Annotated in this window: 12 protein-coding genes and 1 pseudogene; 8 read left to right on the plus strand and 5 right to left on the minus strand. The window is 63.8% G+C overall.

All coding sequences use genetic code 11. The annotated features are described in order from the left end of the window. Window positions 1-166: 166 nt before the first annotated feature. The gene (locus tag VNJ47_12140; GenBank protein ID HXG29584.1) at window positions 167-1,129 is read right to left on the minus strand and encodes an integron integrase; all 963 of its coding nucleotides are present in this window, start codon (window positions 1,127-1,129) and stop codon (window positions 167-169) included. A gap of 167 nt (window positions 1,130-1,296) precedes the next feature. Between VNJ47_12140 and VNJ47_12145 the strand changes: the two genes are divergently transcribed. Together VNJ47_12145 and VNJ47_12150 are read left to right on the plus strand one after the other, a co-directional pair. Beyond that, window positions 1,297-1,974 (plus strand): hypothetical protein, encoded by a 678-nt coding sequence (locus tag VNJ47_12145; GenBank protein ID HXG29585.1) that lies wholly within the window; start codon window positions 1,297-1,299, stop codon window positions 1,972-1,974. Between the two features lie 640 nt (window positions 1,975-2,614). Continuing rightward, a complete protein-coding gene (locus VNJ47_12150) occupies window positions 2,615-3,079 on the plus strand; it encodes a hypothetical protein (GenBank protein HXG29586.1) in 465 nt (154 codons plus the stop codon). Window positions 3,080-3,331: 252 nt separating this feature from the next. On the opposite strand, the gene VNJ47_12155 is transcribed toward VNJ47_12150, so the two are convergent. Further along, a complete protein-coding gene (locus tag VNJ47_12155) occupies window positions 3,332-4,375 on the minus strand; it encodes an IS110 family transposase (protein HXG29587.1) in 1,044 nt (347 codons plus the stop codon). A 222-nt stretch (window positions 4,376-4,597) separates the two neighbouring features. Between VNJ47_12155 and VNJ47_12160 the strand changes: the two genes are divergently transcribed. The 6 genes and pseudogenes from VNJ47_12160 (at window position 4,598) to VNJ47_12185 (ending at window position 9,909) form a co-directional block, all read left to right on the plus strand. Next, on the plus strand, window positions 4,598-5,176 hold the full coding sequence (locus VNJ47_12160; protein ID HXG29588.1) for a hypothetical protein: 579 nt from the start codon (window positions 4,598-4,600) through the stop codon (window positions 5,174-5,176). Window positions 5,177-5,290: 114 nt separating this feature from the next. After that, window positions 5,291-5,674 (plus strand): VOC family protein, encoded by a 384-nt coding sequence (locus VNJ47_12165; GenBank protein HXG29589.1) that lies wholly within the window; start codon window positions 5,291-5,293, stop codon window positions 5,672-5,674. Between the two features lie 103 nt (window positions 5,675-5,777). Then, entirely contained in the window at window positions 5,778-6,293 is a 516-nt protein-coding gene (locus tag VNJ47_12170) for a DUF1697 domain-containing protein (GenBank protein ID HXG29590.1), read from the plus strand. Window positions 6,294-6,425: 132 nt separating this feature from the next. Next, window positions 6,426-6,542 (plus strand): annotated as a pseudogene (locus VNJ47_12175) (transposase). A 315-nt stretch (window positions 6,543-6,857) separates the two neighbouring features. After that, complete coding sequence (locus VNJ47_12180; GenBank protein HXG29591.1) at window positions 6,858-7,946, plus strand: lytic murein transglycosylase; 1,089 nt, start codon at window positions 6,858-6,860, stop codon at window positions 7,944-7,946. Window positions 7,947-8,283: 337 nt separating this feature from the next. Continuing rightward, entirely contained in the window at window positions 8,284-9,909 is a 1,626-nt protein-coding gene (locus tag VNJ47_12185; protein ID HXG29592.1) for an FMN-binding glutamate synthase family protein, read from the plus strand. Window positions 9,910-9,924: 15 nt separating this feature from the next. On the opposite strand, the gene VNJ47_12190 is transcribed toward VNJ47_12185, so the two are convergent. From VNJ47_12190 to VNJ47_12200, 3 genes are all read right to left on the minus strand, one after another. After that, entirely contained in the window at window positions 9,925-12,327 is a 2,403-nt protein-coding gene (locus VNJ47_12190; GenBank protein ID HXG29593.1) for an efflux RND transporter permease subunit, read from the minus strand. 21 nt (window positions 12,328-12,348) lie between these two features. Further along, a complete protein-coding gene (locus VNJ47_12195) occupies window positions 12,349-13,404 on the minus strand; it encodes a YCF48-related protein (GenBank protein HXG29594.1) in 1,056 nt (351 codons plus the stop codon). 160 nt (window positions 13,405-13,564) lie between these two features. After that, window positions 13,565-15,004, minus strand: coding sequence for an alkaline phosphatase family protein (locus VNJ47_12200; GenBank protein HXG29595.1), 1,440 nt, complete (start codon window positions 15,002-15,004; stop codon window positions 13,565-13,567). Window positions 15,005-15,125 lie beyond the last annotated feature (121 nt).

Genomic DNA, 15,125 nt, shown 5'->3' on the forward strand with positions numbered 1-15,125 from the left:
GGCGCGGTGGATGGCAAGATCCAGGCGCACGTCATCACCGTGGAGGCCTGACCGCCGCGCGCCGCTGGCGCTAGCGGTCCAGCGGGCTGCGCACGCCGCGATCCGGGGCTCGCCCTGCATGGCTCGCCCGCCCGGAGTTCACGAAGCAGTGCTTCGCGTCAGCCCGTTAAATCCGGTCTAACGGGCTGAACACTCCTCGCCCCCCGCGGTTGAGCACGTGCGTGTAGATCATGGTGGTGCTCACATCCGAGTGGCCGAGCAGTTCCTGCACCGTGCGGATGTCGTAGCCGTCCTCCAGCAGATGTGTGGCAAAGCAATGGCGCAGCGTATGGCTGGTCACGCGCTTGGCCAGCCCCGCGCGCCGTGCTGCCTGCCGGATGATCCGCTGGTAGTTCTTTTCGTCCAGGTGGTGGCGCCGGATCACGCCTGACAGCGGGTCCACCGAGCGGTGGACGGAAGGGAACACGTACTGCCAGATCCACTCGTATTCGGCGCGTGGATACTTGCGCGCCAGCGCAAACGGCAGGTAAACGCCGCCATAGCCCGCCGCCAGGTCGCGCGCGTGCAAGTCCTTGACCTTTTCAAGATGCGCGGCCAGCGCCGGAATCAGGGATTCCGGCAGGACCGTCACGCGATCCTTGGCACCCTTGCCGTTGCGCACGGTGATCTGGCGGTACTCGCGGTCCAGGTCGCCGACCCGCAGCCGCAAGGCCTCCAGCAGGCGCATGCCGGTGCCGTACATCAGCCGCGCAATGAGCTCGTGCGTGCCGTCCAGCTGCGCCAGCAAGCGGCGCAGTTCCTCGCGGCTGAGCACGGTCGGGATATGCGTCGAGCGCTTCGCGCGCACCACGTTGTCCAGCCAGTCCAGCTGGCGGTCCAGCACCACGCCGTACAGGAACAGCAGGGCCGACAGGGCCTGGTTCTGGGTGGAGGCGGAGACCCGCCGCTCGCTGGCCAGGTGGCTGAGAAAGGCCGTGACCTCGCGCTCGCCCAGGCCGGCCGGGTGCTGCTTGCCGTGAAAATAGATGTAGCGTTTAATCCAGGTGACGTAGGTCTGCTCGGTCCGGTAGCTGTAGTGGCGCAGCCGCAAGGCGGCGCGGACCTGATCGAGGAGGCGGGGTTTCGGCATGGCTGCGTCCTTGCGGCCTAATCGGGAAGCCTACGATGAACGCATCGTATACCACATTGAAAAGAGGGGGGAATCTCCCCCTCACCCCCGACACCCTATTTTTTATTGGAGCTATTCAGCTCCCCAATTTAAGTTATGCCGCGTAAGAGTTCGCCGAGAAGGTAAGCATGGCCCGAGTACGCGCAAGACTGCCGAACGTCTTCGTTGGTCACCCCTTTGCGGGGCGCTTCCCCGTTAAGAAGTTCCGGGCGATTTTTCGTGGCCTTCCGTTCAATGTCATCTACGGGAACACGGATCTCCAGACCAAGCACCTCCTGGCGATCATGAAGAGCAACATCGCGAAGTCAGATTACTCGATCTTTGACCTCTCAAACTGGAACCCGAACGTAGCCTTGGAACTCGGTCTGGCTGAAGGGCTAAAGAAGAAGCCAGAAAAGAACTACTACATCCTACTGAACACCCGACGATCCCACGAGGTCCCATCCGACATCAGAGGGATCCAGAGGCTGGAATACACATCATACGACTTCAAGCGGGAGGCGGGCCTTGGCGATCAGCTTGTAAATTACGTTCTGGCGAAGGAGTACTGGGTCAGGAAGTTGTGGAAGGCCATTCCTGAAGCAGGGAATGGCGCTAAGAAGCGCGTGATGGCGCTCCGAATGCTGGCCCACCTCCGGGAGCACGAGAAGGTCACCCCTGACAACCTCAAGTCGATTGCTCGAGGGACACACTTGAGAGACGCAGATCGTACAGAGGTCGTCGACGTTCTAAAGAACCTCGGCCTGATCAAGAGGTCAAGAGGGAGCACTGCATATGTGCGAGGTCGCGTCTTATACAAGAAGTGAAGCAACGCAGCATAACAAGCCGCTGCAGGGGACGCGCCGCAAGCGGCGCGCCCCTGAGCGGCGGCGTTGGGCGTCGTAAAGATGGGGGCGGTTATGAGTGGCAGCGGCGATGGTACATCTTTAGATACACCTCTTTGTATTCGACGCGGTAAGGTAAGCGAATACAGCCCCAGTGAGCTCTTGGCTGTCGAAATCGATGCTATTAAATCTGCCTACGCGTCCAAGGGTGTTGAGCTAACATCGCAGGAACGAATCAAGAGTTACCGTACTCGCTTGGGAAGAAGAGTTGATGTGTTTGCGGTCACACTTAGGGATAGTTGCCCGGAGGGCAAAGTCGAGGGCTATTTCTACGTCGACATAACTGAATGTGCTCCTCTAAGGGCAGTAAGACTGCGCACTCGCGCAGAAAAACCATGTCGCTACTGTGGTCAGCCCTCCATGCCCGGCGAAGATACATGTTACATACACCACCAAAAATGAAGCGAACGTTTGCTTACACGCCGCCCAAATACACGCTCAAGTCGGGACGCGGCGAAGCGCCGCGCCCCTTAGCTCTGCGTTAGGCGTCACTATGTTCGAACTCCGAAAGTCGCAGTCGCACGGAAAGATAGGAGAGGCCTCCGTTTACGCAAAGTGCTGGATGAACGGCATTCCCGCGTATTTCACCGGCGGCCTGCGCAATAACTTCGCGGGAAGCGATCTTATAGTGGAAACCGGCGATCCTCGTAAGAAGCTTTGGGTTCAGGTCAAAACCGGGGCGCCAATACTGAAGGACCACGTGTATCTCACGCAGTGCGCGGGAGAGGATGATTTGGGAAGAGATAAGTTCGATTCAGATTTCGTAGTTTTCGTAAATATCGAGCTTTCGGCTGCCAAGAAGCACAACCACGCCGGAGAGCTGGGATTCGAGCATCTGTCGTTTTACGTTGTGCCACGCAAAGCCGCGAATTCGCTATATCAGCGGTGGTTGGGGCATTGGCACGCGAAACCGAAGCGCGATGGTCAGCAGCGCAAGTTAGGAAATATGGCCGTTCATGTGCCGAGGCAGGAAATTGAGCAGTATCAGAACGCTTGGTCGCTTCTTCTGGGAAAAAGTGCCGCCTAACAACGCGTATATGGACTCCTCCCGCAAGGGCGGGTGAAGCGCAGTTCTGATCGCGGCGTGTAGATCGGTTGCAGTCGTATATCCGGCCTGTTGGTGGACATGTAGTCCTGGCCTTCATGGAATCCGCGTCCGAAGGGCCACACGCTCGCAACGCTCTTTCCGAGCAGCGTAGTTATCGGCCTTGTTTCAGACCGGTCCGACCGTCACGCCATGATCTTGCTTCTCCCGCGCAACCGCAGAAACCAGTAATCGTTATGCCGCCTGCGCGGCGTGGTTTGGATCGAAATCCCGTTTGTAGTACCAGGTCGCCCAGGCGATACGGGCCAGCTTGTTGGCCAGGGCACAGGCGGCCTTGTTGTGCCCGGCCCGATCTCTCAGAGCCAGCGCCCAGCGCTGCAGGCGGTTGAGCGGCTTGCCCTCGCGCCTGAGCCGACCGGCCTGCAGCAGCACGGCCCGTGCACCATGGATGAAGAGCATCCGCAGGTACACATCACCGCGCTTGCTGATGTGGCCGAGCTGGCGCGTGCTGCCACTGGAATATTCCCGGGGCGTCAGACCGATCCAGGATGCCAGATGGCGGCCGCTCCTGAAGTTCCTGGCATCCACGGCGCTGGCCACCAGTGCGGTGGAGGTGAGCAGGCCAATGCCGCTGATCCCCTGAACCCGCTGCACTGCCGGATCCGCCTGGGTCAGGCGCTTGAGTTGCCTTTCGACCTCATCCACCCGCTGCTCGAGCTCGCGGATCTCGGCCAGGGCCGAATGCAGCATCGGCCGCAGCGCCGCGGGCACCGCTGCGTCCTCGAACTTCTCCGGTAACTGCTGCAGCGCCATCCTGGCGCCCACGGGGATGGTCATCCCGAATTCCCGCAGCAGGCCGCGCAGCGTGTTGATCCGGCCCGTGCGGGCCGCCATCCACTGCGAGCGCAGGCGGTGCAGCCCCTGGATCGACTGGTGCCACGGCGCCTTGACCGCCACCGGTTTGAGCTCGGGATCGCGGGAGGCCTCCAGCAATGCCGAGCAGCCAGCCCGGTCGGTTTTGTTTCTCCTGCGATACGGCTTCACGTACTGCGCCGGCAACAGCTTTACAGCGTGCCCGGCCGCCTGCGCCTGCCTGGCCCAGTGATGGGCGCCTCCGCAGGCCTCCATCACCACCAGGCTGGCCGGTTGCTGCATCAGAAATCGCGAGAACCCTTTCCGGCTCAGCCGGTCACGCTTGGCCGATCGGCCAGAAACGCCCGCCACCGCCACCTCGATCACATCCTTTGCCAAGTCCGCCGCAACGGTCGTAGTATCCATGAAGGACTCCTCCTGTTGGTTCTGCTGATGGAAACGCACTTTCAGCATGGCACTTCGATGCCGATAAAACAGCGGGAGGAGTCCATTCCATCACTCCAGTGGGACGTCCTCGGCCTCGCGAAGAGCTCGGCCTCGGATTCGCTCGCTGCGCTCGCTCACCTCGCTCCGGCGCACAAAACGCGCCGTCGCTTCGGCGCGCCTGAGCGCGAGCGTTAGACCCCTATGAACCGAGCTGAAGCGGTCGCCCAGTTGCAGGCTGTTTGGGGCGTCCTGAATGCCGACCTCGAGTGCGCGCTGGCCTATGGGCGACAGAACAACACTGCATATGCGCAGCGTGCTTTGGTCCGCGCATGGTTTGCTCTTGTAGAGGGCTTGTCCTATCAGCTTCGTCAAGTCACCCTCGCAACACTACACGACACAAATATCCTGTCTGCCAGCGAGATCGCGCTGCTGAGCGAGGAGCGTTACTTTGTCGACGACAAAGGGCGCCCCAAGACCAGTGAACAATTCCTGCCATTTCCACAGAGCCTCCTGTTCTCCATTCGTGCCTACGCGAAAAATCATGGCGCCCAGTTTGAGGCTGATACAGCGCAGCCAGGATGGTCCGCTATGCGTCGCGCCGTTGAGGTGCGGAACCGAGTTACACACCCAAAGGCAGCAAAATCACTCTCGCTGTCAGAAGAGGACTTGCAGAGCTTCAGCGAGGCAGCAGCGTGGTGGAAGGCAACAATGCTGAGCATGTTCGCAGCGTGCAATGAAGCTGACGAATACTGGCGTCGAGAATTAGAAGCACAAGCATGAGCGCATCCTTCCCGTGGCAACGGCCGGGGTCTAACCCTTCCATCGAGCGGACAGGTCCCGGCAAGCCGGGCCCTGCCGCTCATGTCGAACGTTGGGCCGCACAAGGACACCCTCATGCCTGACTTCAAGCCAGACCGCTACACAACCGTCTCGCCGTATTTGATCGTGTCCGATGCGGCAGCGACAGTTCGGTTCCTCGAGCGCGTCTTCCAGGCCGAGCTCTTGAGGAGCTTTCCGGATGACCAAGGCCGACTCATGCATGCGGAGGTACGGATCGACGATAGCGTCGTCATGCTGGCCGACTCGGCACCAGGCTGGCCACCCGTTCCAACCCATGTGCACGTCTATGTCAAGGACGTGGACGCCACTTACAGGCAGGCGCTGAATGAAGGTGCCGTTTCGATCCAGGAGCCCGTGCAGAAAGGCGATGAGGACAAGCGCGGCGGGGTCAAGGACGCCGGGGGTACTACTTGGTGGATCGCGACGCGCATGGGGTAACAGGATGTTGGATGCGCATGTGGTCTGACCATGCACTCAAGCTGACGCTGCGTTGCGGCGCGAGTCAATTCAAGCGTAGGGCCGCTCAATCGAAGGTGAGAGCATGAAGCGATATGTCGCGTTCCTTCGTGGGGTCAGCCCGATGAATGCCGACATGGCGGAGCTCAAGCGCTCGTTCGAAGCCTGTGGCTTCACGGACGTAAAGACTGTGCTCTCAAGTGGGAATGTGGTGTTTAGCGCAGGTGCCAGATCCGAGACCGCGCTCGCGCGCCAAGCCGAAACCGCCATGGCGAATCGACTTGGCCGCACGTTTTACACCATCGTGCGTTCATCCGATGCTCTGCGCGAACTGATCGAAGCCGACCCGTATGCCGCCTTCGATGTACCGGAAAACGCCAAGCGCGTGGTGACATTTCTCGGGGAACCGCACAAAGCCAAGCTCGAATTGCCCATCGAAAGCGATGGCGTCCACATCCTTGCGAAGGCTGGGTGCGAGGTATTTACAGCATACGTCCCGAACCCGCGCGGCCCTGTGTTCATGACCTTGATCGAGAAGATGTTCGGCAGCAACGTGACGACGCGCACCTGGGAGACGGTCAAGAAATGCGTCAAGGTGTGAGCACAGCGTCCCAACAACCGGTTGCAGCGGACGGAGATCTTGACCCGCTAAAGTAGACACTCTGACCTAACGCTGGGCTTCCCACGGTCTAGTTGGCACTTCCGGCCCATGATTGAGCATAGGAGGGAGTGTATGAGTCAGCAACGATTCACGCCAGAGTTTAAAGAAGAAGCAGTTCGTCAGATCGTCGACCGCGGCCATTCTGTGGCGGACGTTTCAGCCCGCCTGGGGGTGTCGGCGCATACCATCGGCGTGCTCAGCGGAGTGCTGCTGATTGCCTTGGGCGCCGTGTGGGCGCAGTTCCGGCTCTCGGCCGGGCAGGCGCGGCTGCACCACGGGGCCTGGCTGTATTCCAGCTACATCAACTGGTTTGCCTGCCTGCTCGGCGCACGCTCGGCGCCGGCCGGACCACGCCGCTGGTGGAGGGCACGGTCACCGCGCTGCTGGTGAGCGTCGCAGTGGCGTCCTTCATCGCCGTGGGCCTGTCGCTGTGGGGCTTGCGACCCTCCACCGGAACGTGACATCGTGCCTCGCATTCATGATGACTGACGCGAGGCTGGGGGTGTGAAGCTGAACAGACGGGTATGGATGGCGCTCGTGGCCCTGCTGCTTGCGCCGGCCGCGCAGGCGGACGAGGAGTTTCGCGAGTGGGTGGCGGAGTTCCGCGACGTCGCTGCCGAACACGGCATCTCGCGCGCGACTTACGACCGCGCCTTCCGCGATGTGACCGCGCCGGACCCGGAGGTCATCCGGCTCGCAAATTTCCAGCCGGAGTTCAAGGCGGAGACCTGGGAGTACTTCGACAACCGCATCCATGACCGCTCGATCGAGACCGGGCGGGCGATGACGCGCGAGTGGCAGCCCTGGCTGGACAGGATCGAGCAGCGCTTCGGCGTGGATCGGCACATCCTGCTCGCGATCTGGTCGCTGGAGTCGAATTACGGTGAGGCGCTCAAGGACCCCAAGGTCATGCGCAACGTGATCCGCTCGCTGGCGACGCTGGCCTATGCCGACTCGCGGCGGCGCAAGTACGCGCGCGGGCAACTGATCGCGGCGCTGAAGATCCTGCAGCGCGGTGACATCGACGAGACCCACCTGACCGGCTCCTGGGCCGGCGCGATGGGGCACACGCAGTTCATTCCCACCAGCTATCAGGCCTATGCGGTGGACATGGATGGCGACGGCCGGCGCGACATCTGGAACTCGGTGCCGGACGCGCTGGCCAGCGCCGCCAACTTGCTGCGCAAGAACGGCTGGCAGAGCGGCAAGGCCTGGGGGCGCGAGGACGAAGACGGCGACTTCCGCCCGGACGGTGGCAAGGGCCCGGCCTTCACGCTGTATCAGAACTTCCATGTGATCAAGCGCTACAACAACGCCGACCGCTATGCGCTGGCGGTGGGCCTGCTGGCCGACCGCATCGCCGGGCGGCCGGGGCTCACGCGCGACTGGAACCGGCCGTTCACGCCGCTGAGTTTCGCCGAGAAGGAAGAACTGCAGCGCCTGCTCAAGGCCAAAGGTTTCTACGACGGCGAGGTGGATGGCCGCACCGGGCCCAAGACCCGCGAGGCGATCCGTGCCTACCAGCGGCAGGCGGGGCTGGAGGACAATGGCTACCCCAGCCGGGAAGTGCTGGCGCGGCTGCGGCGCCCATAGAGAACCTCTGATCAATTCCCTTCGTCATTCCGGCGAAAGCCGGAATCCAGCGACTTTCATGGACCCCGGCTTGCGCCGGGGTGACGATCAGAGCTTCCCTGGCCGCGACTTGCCTGGCAACAGGCTTAGGCGGATGCTGTAACGGCAACATCCCGCGCGGGTTTGCCGTCAGGGGGACTCTGGTCGGTTCCTCACGTTGTTCCGGCGCAGGCAGGAATCCAGCGACTTTCATAGGCTCTGGACCCCGGCTTGCCGGGGTGACGGAATCAAATCAGGACTTCTTCTGGTCCCCGCGTCGGAAGGATGGCCCGTAGTGCGCCGTGGCAAGGGGGTGGCCATGCAGCTGCGACACTGGATACCGACGCGTTTCTGGTTCTTTGCCGGCTGCGTGCTGGCCTTCCTCGCCAGCACGGCGGCGATGCCCTGGCAGCCCTGGCTGCTGCCGGCGGTGCTGGTGACCGGCGTGCTCAGCCTGCTCGGCACCTGGGACATGCTGCAGACGCGGCAGGCGATCCGCCGCAACTACCCGATCCTCGCGCACCTGCGTTTCTTCCTCGAGTTCATCCGGCCCGAGATCCGCCAGTACTTCCTCGAGTCGGAGACCGAGAAGATCCCGTTCTCGCGCGCACAGCGCTCGCTGGTGTACCAGCGCGCCAAGAACGTGATCGACAAACGCCCCTACGGCACGCTGCTCGACCCTTACGCGGCGCACTATGAGTGGATCAACCACTCGATGAACCCGGTGAAGATCAAAGACCCGGATTTTCGCGTGATGATGGGCGAGGGCAGCTGCGCGCAGCCGTACTCGCACTCGGTGTTCAGCATCTCGGCGATGAGCTTCGGCGCGCTGTCGGCGAACGCCATCCGCGCGCTGAACATCGGTGCGAAGAAGGGCGGTTTTGCCCATGACACCGGCGAGGGCGGCATCAGCAGCTACCACCGCGAGCACGGCGGCGACCTGATCTGGGAGATCGGCAGCGGCTACTTCGGCTGCCGTAATCCGGATGGCAGCTTCAGCGAGGAAAGGTTCGCGCAGGAGGCGCAGACGCCGCAGGTCAAGATGATCGAGCTGAAGATCAGCCAGGGCGCCAAGCCAGGCTACGGCGGCGTGCTACCGGGCCCCAAGGTGACCGAGGAGATCGCCCGGGCGCGTGGCGTGCCGGCGGGCGTTGACTGCGTCTCGCCGGCGCGGCATTCGGCGTTCTCGACGCCGATCGGGATGCTGCAGTTCATCGCGAAGCTGCGCGCACTGTCCGGCGGCAAGCCGACCGGCTTCAAGTACTGCCTGGGGCATCCCTGGGAATTCTTCGCCATCTGCAAGGCGATGCTGGAAACCGGCATCACGCCGGATTTCATCGTGGTGGACGGCGCCGAGGGCGGCACCGGCGCGGCGCCAGTGGAGTTCACCGACCACGTCGGCACGCCGCTGCAGGAAGGGCTGCTGCTGACGCACAACACGCTGGTGGGGCTGAACCTGCGCAGGAAGATCCGGCTCGGCGCCAGCGGCAAGATCGTCTCGGCCTTCGAGATCGCGCGCACCATGGCGCTGGGCGCCGACTGGTGCAACTCCGGGCGCGGCTTCATGTTCGCGCTCGGCTGCATCATGGCGCAGACCTGTCATACCGGTAAATGCCCGACCGGCGTCACCACGCAGAGCTGGCTGCGGCAGCGGGCGCTGCACGTGCCGGACAAAGGCGAGCGCGTGTATCACTTCCATCGCAATACCCTGCTGGCGCTGGCAGAGCTGGTCGGCTCGGCGGGCTTGACGCATCCGAGCCAGCTGCGGCCCTACCACATCGTGCGCCGCGTCTCGATGAACGAGGTCAAGCTGGTGTCGAACCTGATCCGCTTCCTGCGGCCCGGCGAGTTGCTGGCCGGGCCCACCGAGCACGAGGTGTACAAATACTTCTGGCCGATGGCGCGGCCGGACAGTTTCGAACCCGCGCGGGTGACGACGCGCTGACGGTGCCCATTTCCACTAGTCGCGGATGACCGCGTCGGCGTCACCGGTGAGGTCCTCGCCGGCGTGCTTGAGCTCCTCGTGCGCGAAGAAGTGCGCCAGCGCCGGGATGACGAAGATCGCGCCGAGCATGTTGGCGGTGAAGGCGAACAGCAGCAACATGCCCATGTCTTCCTGGAACTGCAGCTTGGACCAGATCCAGGTGACCACGCTGACGCCGAGGCCGATGCCAGTGAAGATCACCGCTTTGCCGGTCTGGCGCAGCGTGTGGTAGTAGGCCTCTTCGAGCGCCACACCGCGGCGCAGACCTTCCGCCATCACGCTGTAGATGTAGATGCCGTAATCCACGCCGATGCCGGAGGCGAGCGCCAGCACCGGCAGCGTGGCGACCTTCTGGCCGATGTCGAGCAGCACCATCAGCCCGTAGCCCATGAGCGTGACCAGCGACAGCGGCACCGCCACGCAGATCACGCCGGAGAAGGTGCGGAAGGACAGGAACAGGAACACCAGGATCACCAGGTACACGTAACCGACCACCGGGATCTCGTTGCGCTTGACCTCCTCGTTGGTGGCGGCCATCACGCCGACGTTGCCGGAGGCGAGGCGGAACTTCACCCGCCGGTCCTGGTTCATGTGTTCTTCGTAGTGCTTCACCCGGGCGACGAGATGCTCGATGGTCTCGGCCTTGTGGTCGCGGGTGAAGATGAACAGCGCCAGCGCGTCGCAGTCGTCGTTGAGGAAGCCGGTGGTGGTCGGCACCAGCGCGGTGGACTGCGCCAGCGCATAGGCGTTGCGCGGCAGCACCTCGGCGCTCGGGCGGCCCTCGTTGAGGCCCTCGTAGGCCAGCTTGGCCAGGTCCAGCAGCGAGAGCACGTCGCGCACGCCATCCTGGTTGTACATGTACCAGGAGAAGCGGTCGATCTCGCTCATGATGCTGTAGTCGATGCAGGCATCGGGCACCGTCTCGGCGATGACCTTGAGCTGGTCCACGCCCATCGCGAAGTTGGCGGCGATCTCGCGCGCATCCTGATTGAAACGCGAGTCGGGCCGCAGTTCGGGCACGCCCTCGGTGGTCTCACCGATGCGCACCTGCGGGTACAGCCAGGCGGCCACGCCGAACAGCACGGCAACCACGACCAGTACCGCCGTGGCTGGCCCGCGGCGCGTGATCTTGGCGATCTGACGCCACGCGTTGTCGCCGAGTCGTTCGCGCAGCGCCTGCTTCTGCTTGAAGGCCTCGACGTTGCCCAGGCGCATGTAAGTCAGCAAGGCCGGCATCATGACCTTGTTGGTAATGATTACGCCGGCCATGCCGAAGGCGGCGTTGAGCGACATCTCGCGGATGACGTCGATGTTGATCAGGTAGATGGTGGCGAAGCCGGCGACGTCGGTGATCAGCGCTGCCACGCCGGGGATGGCCAGCTTGCGGAAGGTGTGGACCGAGGCCTCGTAGCTGTCGAGGTTGTGGGTATAAATCTCGTGTGCCCAGTTGTTGACGTACTGCACACCGTGGCTCACCGACACCGACAGGATCAGGAACGGCACCAGGATCGCAAAGGGGTCCAGCCCGTAGCCGATGACGTGCAGCAGGCCCAGCTCCCAGATGCAGGCGATCCCGGACACGAACATCACCAGCGTGGACAGGCCGAAGGAGCCGACGTAGATCCACAGCAGCAGGCTCGTCAGCAGCAGGCTGATGACGAAGAACGCACCGACCTCGAACGAGGCGTCGGTCATGTCGTCCACGACCTTGGCGAAGCCGATGATGTGCACGGTGACGCCGGCGTTCTCGTACTTGGCGCGGATTTCTTCGAGCTTGTCGCCGACCTTGACGTAGTCCAATGGCTGATTGGTCTCGGGGTCCGTTTCCAGCAGCTCGACCGCGATCAGCGCGGCGGTCTGGTCCTCGGACACCAGCCGGCCGACCACGTTGGCCTTGCCGACGTTGATGCGGATGCGTTCCATCATCTCCGGCGTCGGCGTGTAGTCGGACGGGATCACGTTGGCGCCGGCCAGCCCGTCCTCGATCACTTCCACGTACAGGATGCTGGGCGCGAAGATCGAGGTGACACGCGCACGGTCCACGCCGGGGATGAAGAACACCTCGTCGTGCACCTGACGCAGGGTTTCCATGAACTCGGGCCGGTAGATGTCGCCCGCGTGCGACTTGAGCGCCACCAGCACCGTGTTGGCCCCGCCGAAGTCCTTGTAGTACTCGAGAAAGGTCTGCATGTAGGGATGTTCTTTGGGGACCATCTTCAGCCAGCCGGCTTGTGGCTTGAGCTGCGCGGCGTGCCAGGCAAAGAACGCGGTCAGCGCGAACAGCACGGCCAGTGTGATCTTGCGGTACTCGAAGATCGGCGGCTCGACCTTCTTCAGGACCCACAGGGTAAAGGAGGGTTTGCGGGCGGGTGTGGCCATGCGGGGGGGCTCCTGCCGGGCTCAGTTCAGGGCGCCGAGATCGACCACACCGCGCTTGCCGACGCCGATCAGCCGGCCGCGCCAGATGAAGAGGTCAGCCAGCGTTGCGTCGGTGGGTAGTCTGACCGGCTCGAGCGTGCCGGCGGCCAGCCGCGTTCTCTGGGCCAGGCCGTTGACGCCTGCGAGCAACACCTCACCGTCGGGCAGCGGCGTGGCGCCGAACATGCTCTCGTACAGGCCGCCGGCCAGATATCGCCAGCCCATGGCTGCGACCTTTTTTGGGTCCTCGACCATGACGCGGCTGGGCGGATCGAAGGTCGCCGGGTCCTGCTTCGCGGCGGCGGTGACGTCCAGCGAGACGTACGTATGTCCACGCAGGCCGTACACCAGTACGCCGCGCGTGCCCAGTGGCACGGCGCCGAAGAAGCTGCCGTTGTAAGGCGAGTCGAGCATGGTCCAGGTCGCGCCGTTGTCGGCCGACCAGGCCATCAGGCTTTTTTCGCCGGCGATGAACAGCGTGCCGTCGCCGAGCCGCTCGATGGCGTTGAAATGCAGGCCGAGGTCGGTCAGCGGAAACTGGCGCGGCTGCCAGCTGCGGCCGCCATCCGCGGTGACGAGGTAGGTGCCGTAGCCGCCGACGGCGATGCCGTTCTGTGCGTCGAGCATAAGGATGTCGTAGAGCTGGCGCGCCTCGGCGTCATAGTGCTGCAGCTGCCAGCTGTCGCCGCCGTCGGCGCTGTGCAGGATGGCGGCGTCGTAGCCGACTGCCCAGCCGCGGTTCGGGTCGAGGAAACGCGCGCGGGTGAGCATGACGTTGACCGGCGAGGGCACCTGTTTCCAGGTCTTGCCGTCATCGGAAACCACGATGTTGCCGCGCTGGCCCACGGCCACCAATCGTTTGCCGGTGTCGGTGATGTCGATCAGGCGGTACTTCGCCGCCAGGGGCGCGGCAAGCGCGGGCTGCGGCTTGAGCGAATGCGGCGGTGGTTCGCCGCCGGCCTTTTCCTGGGCGGAAGCCGGCAGGGCCAGCGCCGCCAGGGTGGCGAGCACGAGCCGGTACGGGCAGCGGTCACGCATGGTCTCCCCCGCAAGGCCAGGGTTCGCGTGCTTTGTCCTTGGCGCGGCGGCAGTGGGCCCGCGGCGGCGTCTGGCCTTGCGAGGATTCTCCGGCCCATCCGGGCGGAGGCGCATTGGTCGGCGCACGGCCGGGGCCGGGCGCTGCGGCCAAGTGCGGCGGCTAGCGCAGGACGCCGCAGCGTGTGGGCGGAGCGGCGAGGTCGAAGGCCTCGGTCAGCACGCGCCCGTCGAAGCCATCGCCGTTCATGCCGAACAGCCAGGCCACGGTGGGTGCGACATCTACGTTCTCGGATTGTGCCGGGCGGCGCTCGAAGTGGTCCACCGGCTCGTCCGGTTCGGCGATCGTCTGTGCGCGCACGAAGGGCGCGCCACCGCCGATCATGAAGGTATTGTGCAGCGTGATCTTGTGCGCGTGATTGCCGGGGATTGGGTTGGACTGCGGGCTCGGATCGCTGAAGCGCCAGCCGGGCGCGGCGGAGGCGACCAGATCGCCGATGTTTTCATGCCGTGCGCGGAAGTGATCGGGCAGCTGGGCGGTGATACCGTCGGGGTCCAGGCTGTTCGGTTCCCGGTACCACGCGTCCTGGACCCCGGGCAGGGCGAGCAGTGCGGTGCGTGCCATCAGCAGTTTGCTCTCGCGCATCGGGTCTGCGGGGTTGGTCAGGTAGAAACTCTCGGCGCCGCCGTTCTGGATCGGAAACAGGCCCAGCGGTCCGACCACGCTGCTGACGTTGATGAAATTCTGGGGCGTGGACCAGTCCATGCCGTGGTCGCTGACGATGAACACCACGCTTTTCTCCCAGCGCCCGGCCTGCTGCAGCGCCAGGATGAAGCGCTGGATCTGCAGGTCGGTCTCCGCCAGCACCGCATTGCGCAGCAGCGGCACCCCGGTGATGCCGGTTTCGTCGGCGTGGCCCATGCGGTCCACCTGACCCAGGTTGATGAACATGAAGTCAGCATTGGGCAGCTGCGCCAGGGCCGCGTTCATGGTGGCGACATCCGGCGTCAGGCCGGCCGGGCTGGGAATGAAGGTCGGATCCTCGGTCGGGTTGAAATGCTGGTCCGGGGCGACATTGAGGCCGCAGTCCGTGCCCGAGAACCCGCAGTCGGAAAACACCTCGTACAGGTAATCCTTGGACAACGCCGCGGCGGTGCGGATGTTGGGGCATTCGTCCTTGATGCGGGTGAACAAGGTCTTGACCTCCAGCTCCGAAGGCAGCGAGAGGTCGCGGTCCTCGGGTTCGCCCTGGCGGTTCCAGTAGGTGTTGGATGGGATGCCGCTGCGCTGCGGATACACGCCGGTCATCATGGCGACGTGGTTGGGAATGGTTTCGGCGTAGAACACCGCGCGGCTTTCGGTGTAGGTGGTGGCCGCGTCCTGGAAGGCTGCCAGCGTCGGGGTCGGCGTCAGCGGCGCACCGATTTCCTGCGGCATCAGGCTATCGACCACGATCACGAACACGCCGAGGTCGGCGCGCTGGTCGGGCGGCACGCCGCCGCCTGCATCATTGCTGCCGCCGCTGCCGCTGCAGCCGGCCAGCAGCGCCAGGCCCAAGCCGATGCCCAGGCCGGCGGCGGAAAGGGGGGCTGAGGGGCTCATGAACCGCATAGCCTGCATTCTACCCGTGACAGGGGGATGAATGCCTGCCCGGCGGTCAGGGAACCTCTAATTCCTTTTGTGATTCCGGCGAAAGCCGGAATCCAGCGACTTTCGAGGTCGG

The sequence above is a fragment of the Nevskiales bacterium genome (assembly GCA_035574475.1).
Classification (GTDB): Bacteria; Pseudomonadota; Gammaproteobacteria; order Nevskiales; family DATLYR01; genus DATLYR01.

Excerpts from the sequence above, each read along its gene's own strand:
- VNJ47_12155 (HXG29587.1), bottom strand. The coding sequence starts at position 4,375 with ATGGATACTACGACCGTTGCGGCGGACTTGGCAAAGGATGTGATCGAG.
- VNJ47_12195 (HXG29594.1), bottom strand. The coding sequence starts at position 13,404 with ATGCGTGACCGCTGCCCGTACCGGCTCGTGCTCGCCACCCTGGCGGCG.
- VNJ47_12200 (HXG29595.1), bottom strand. The coding sequence starts at position 15,004 with ATGAGCCCCTCAGCCCCCCTTTCCGCCGCCGGCCTGGGCATCGGCTTG.
- VNJ47_12170 (HXG29590.1), top strand. The coding sequence starts at position 5,778 with ATGAAGCGATATGTCGCGTTCCTTCGTGGGGTCAGCCCGATGAATGCC.
- VNJ47_12190 (HXG29593.1), bottom strand. The coding sequence starts at position 12,327 with ATGGCCACACCCGCCCGCAAACCCTCCTTTACCCTGTGGGTCCTGAAG.
- VNJ47_12185 (HXG29592.1), top strand. The coding sequence starts at position 8,284 with ATGCAGCTGCGACACTGGATACCGACGCGTTTCTGGTTCTTTGCCGGC.
- VNJ47_12150 (HXG29586.1), top strand. The coding sequence starts at position 2,615 with ATGAACGGCATTCCCGCGTATTTCACCGGCGGCCTGCGCAATAACTTC.
- VNJ47_12165 (HXG29589.1), top strand. The coding sequence starts at position 5,291 with ATGCCTGACTTCAAGCCAGACCGCTACACAACCGTCTCGCCGTATTTG.
- VNJ47_12145 (HXG29585.1), top strand. The coding sequence starts at position 1,297 with ATGGCCCGAGTACGCGCAAGACTGCCGAACGTCTTCGTTGGTCACCCC.
- VNJ47_12140 (HXG29584.1), bottom strand. The coding sequence starts at position 1,129 with ATGCCGAAACCCCGCCTCCTCGATCAGGTCCGCGCCGCCTTGCGGCTG.
- VNJ47_12160 (HXG29588.1), top strand. The coding sequence starts at position 4,598 with ATGAACCGAGCTGAAGCGGTCGCCCAGTTGCAGGCTGTTTGGGGCGTC.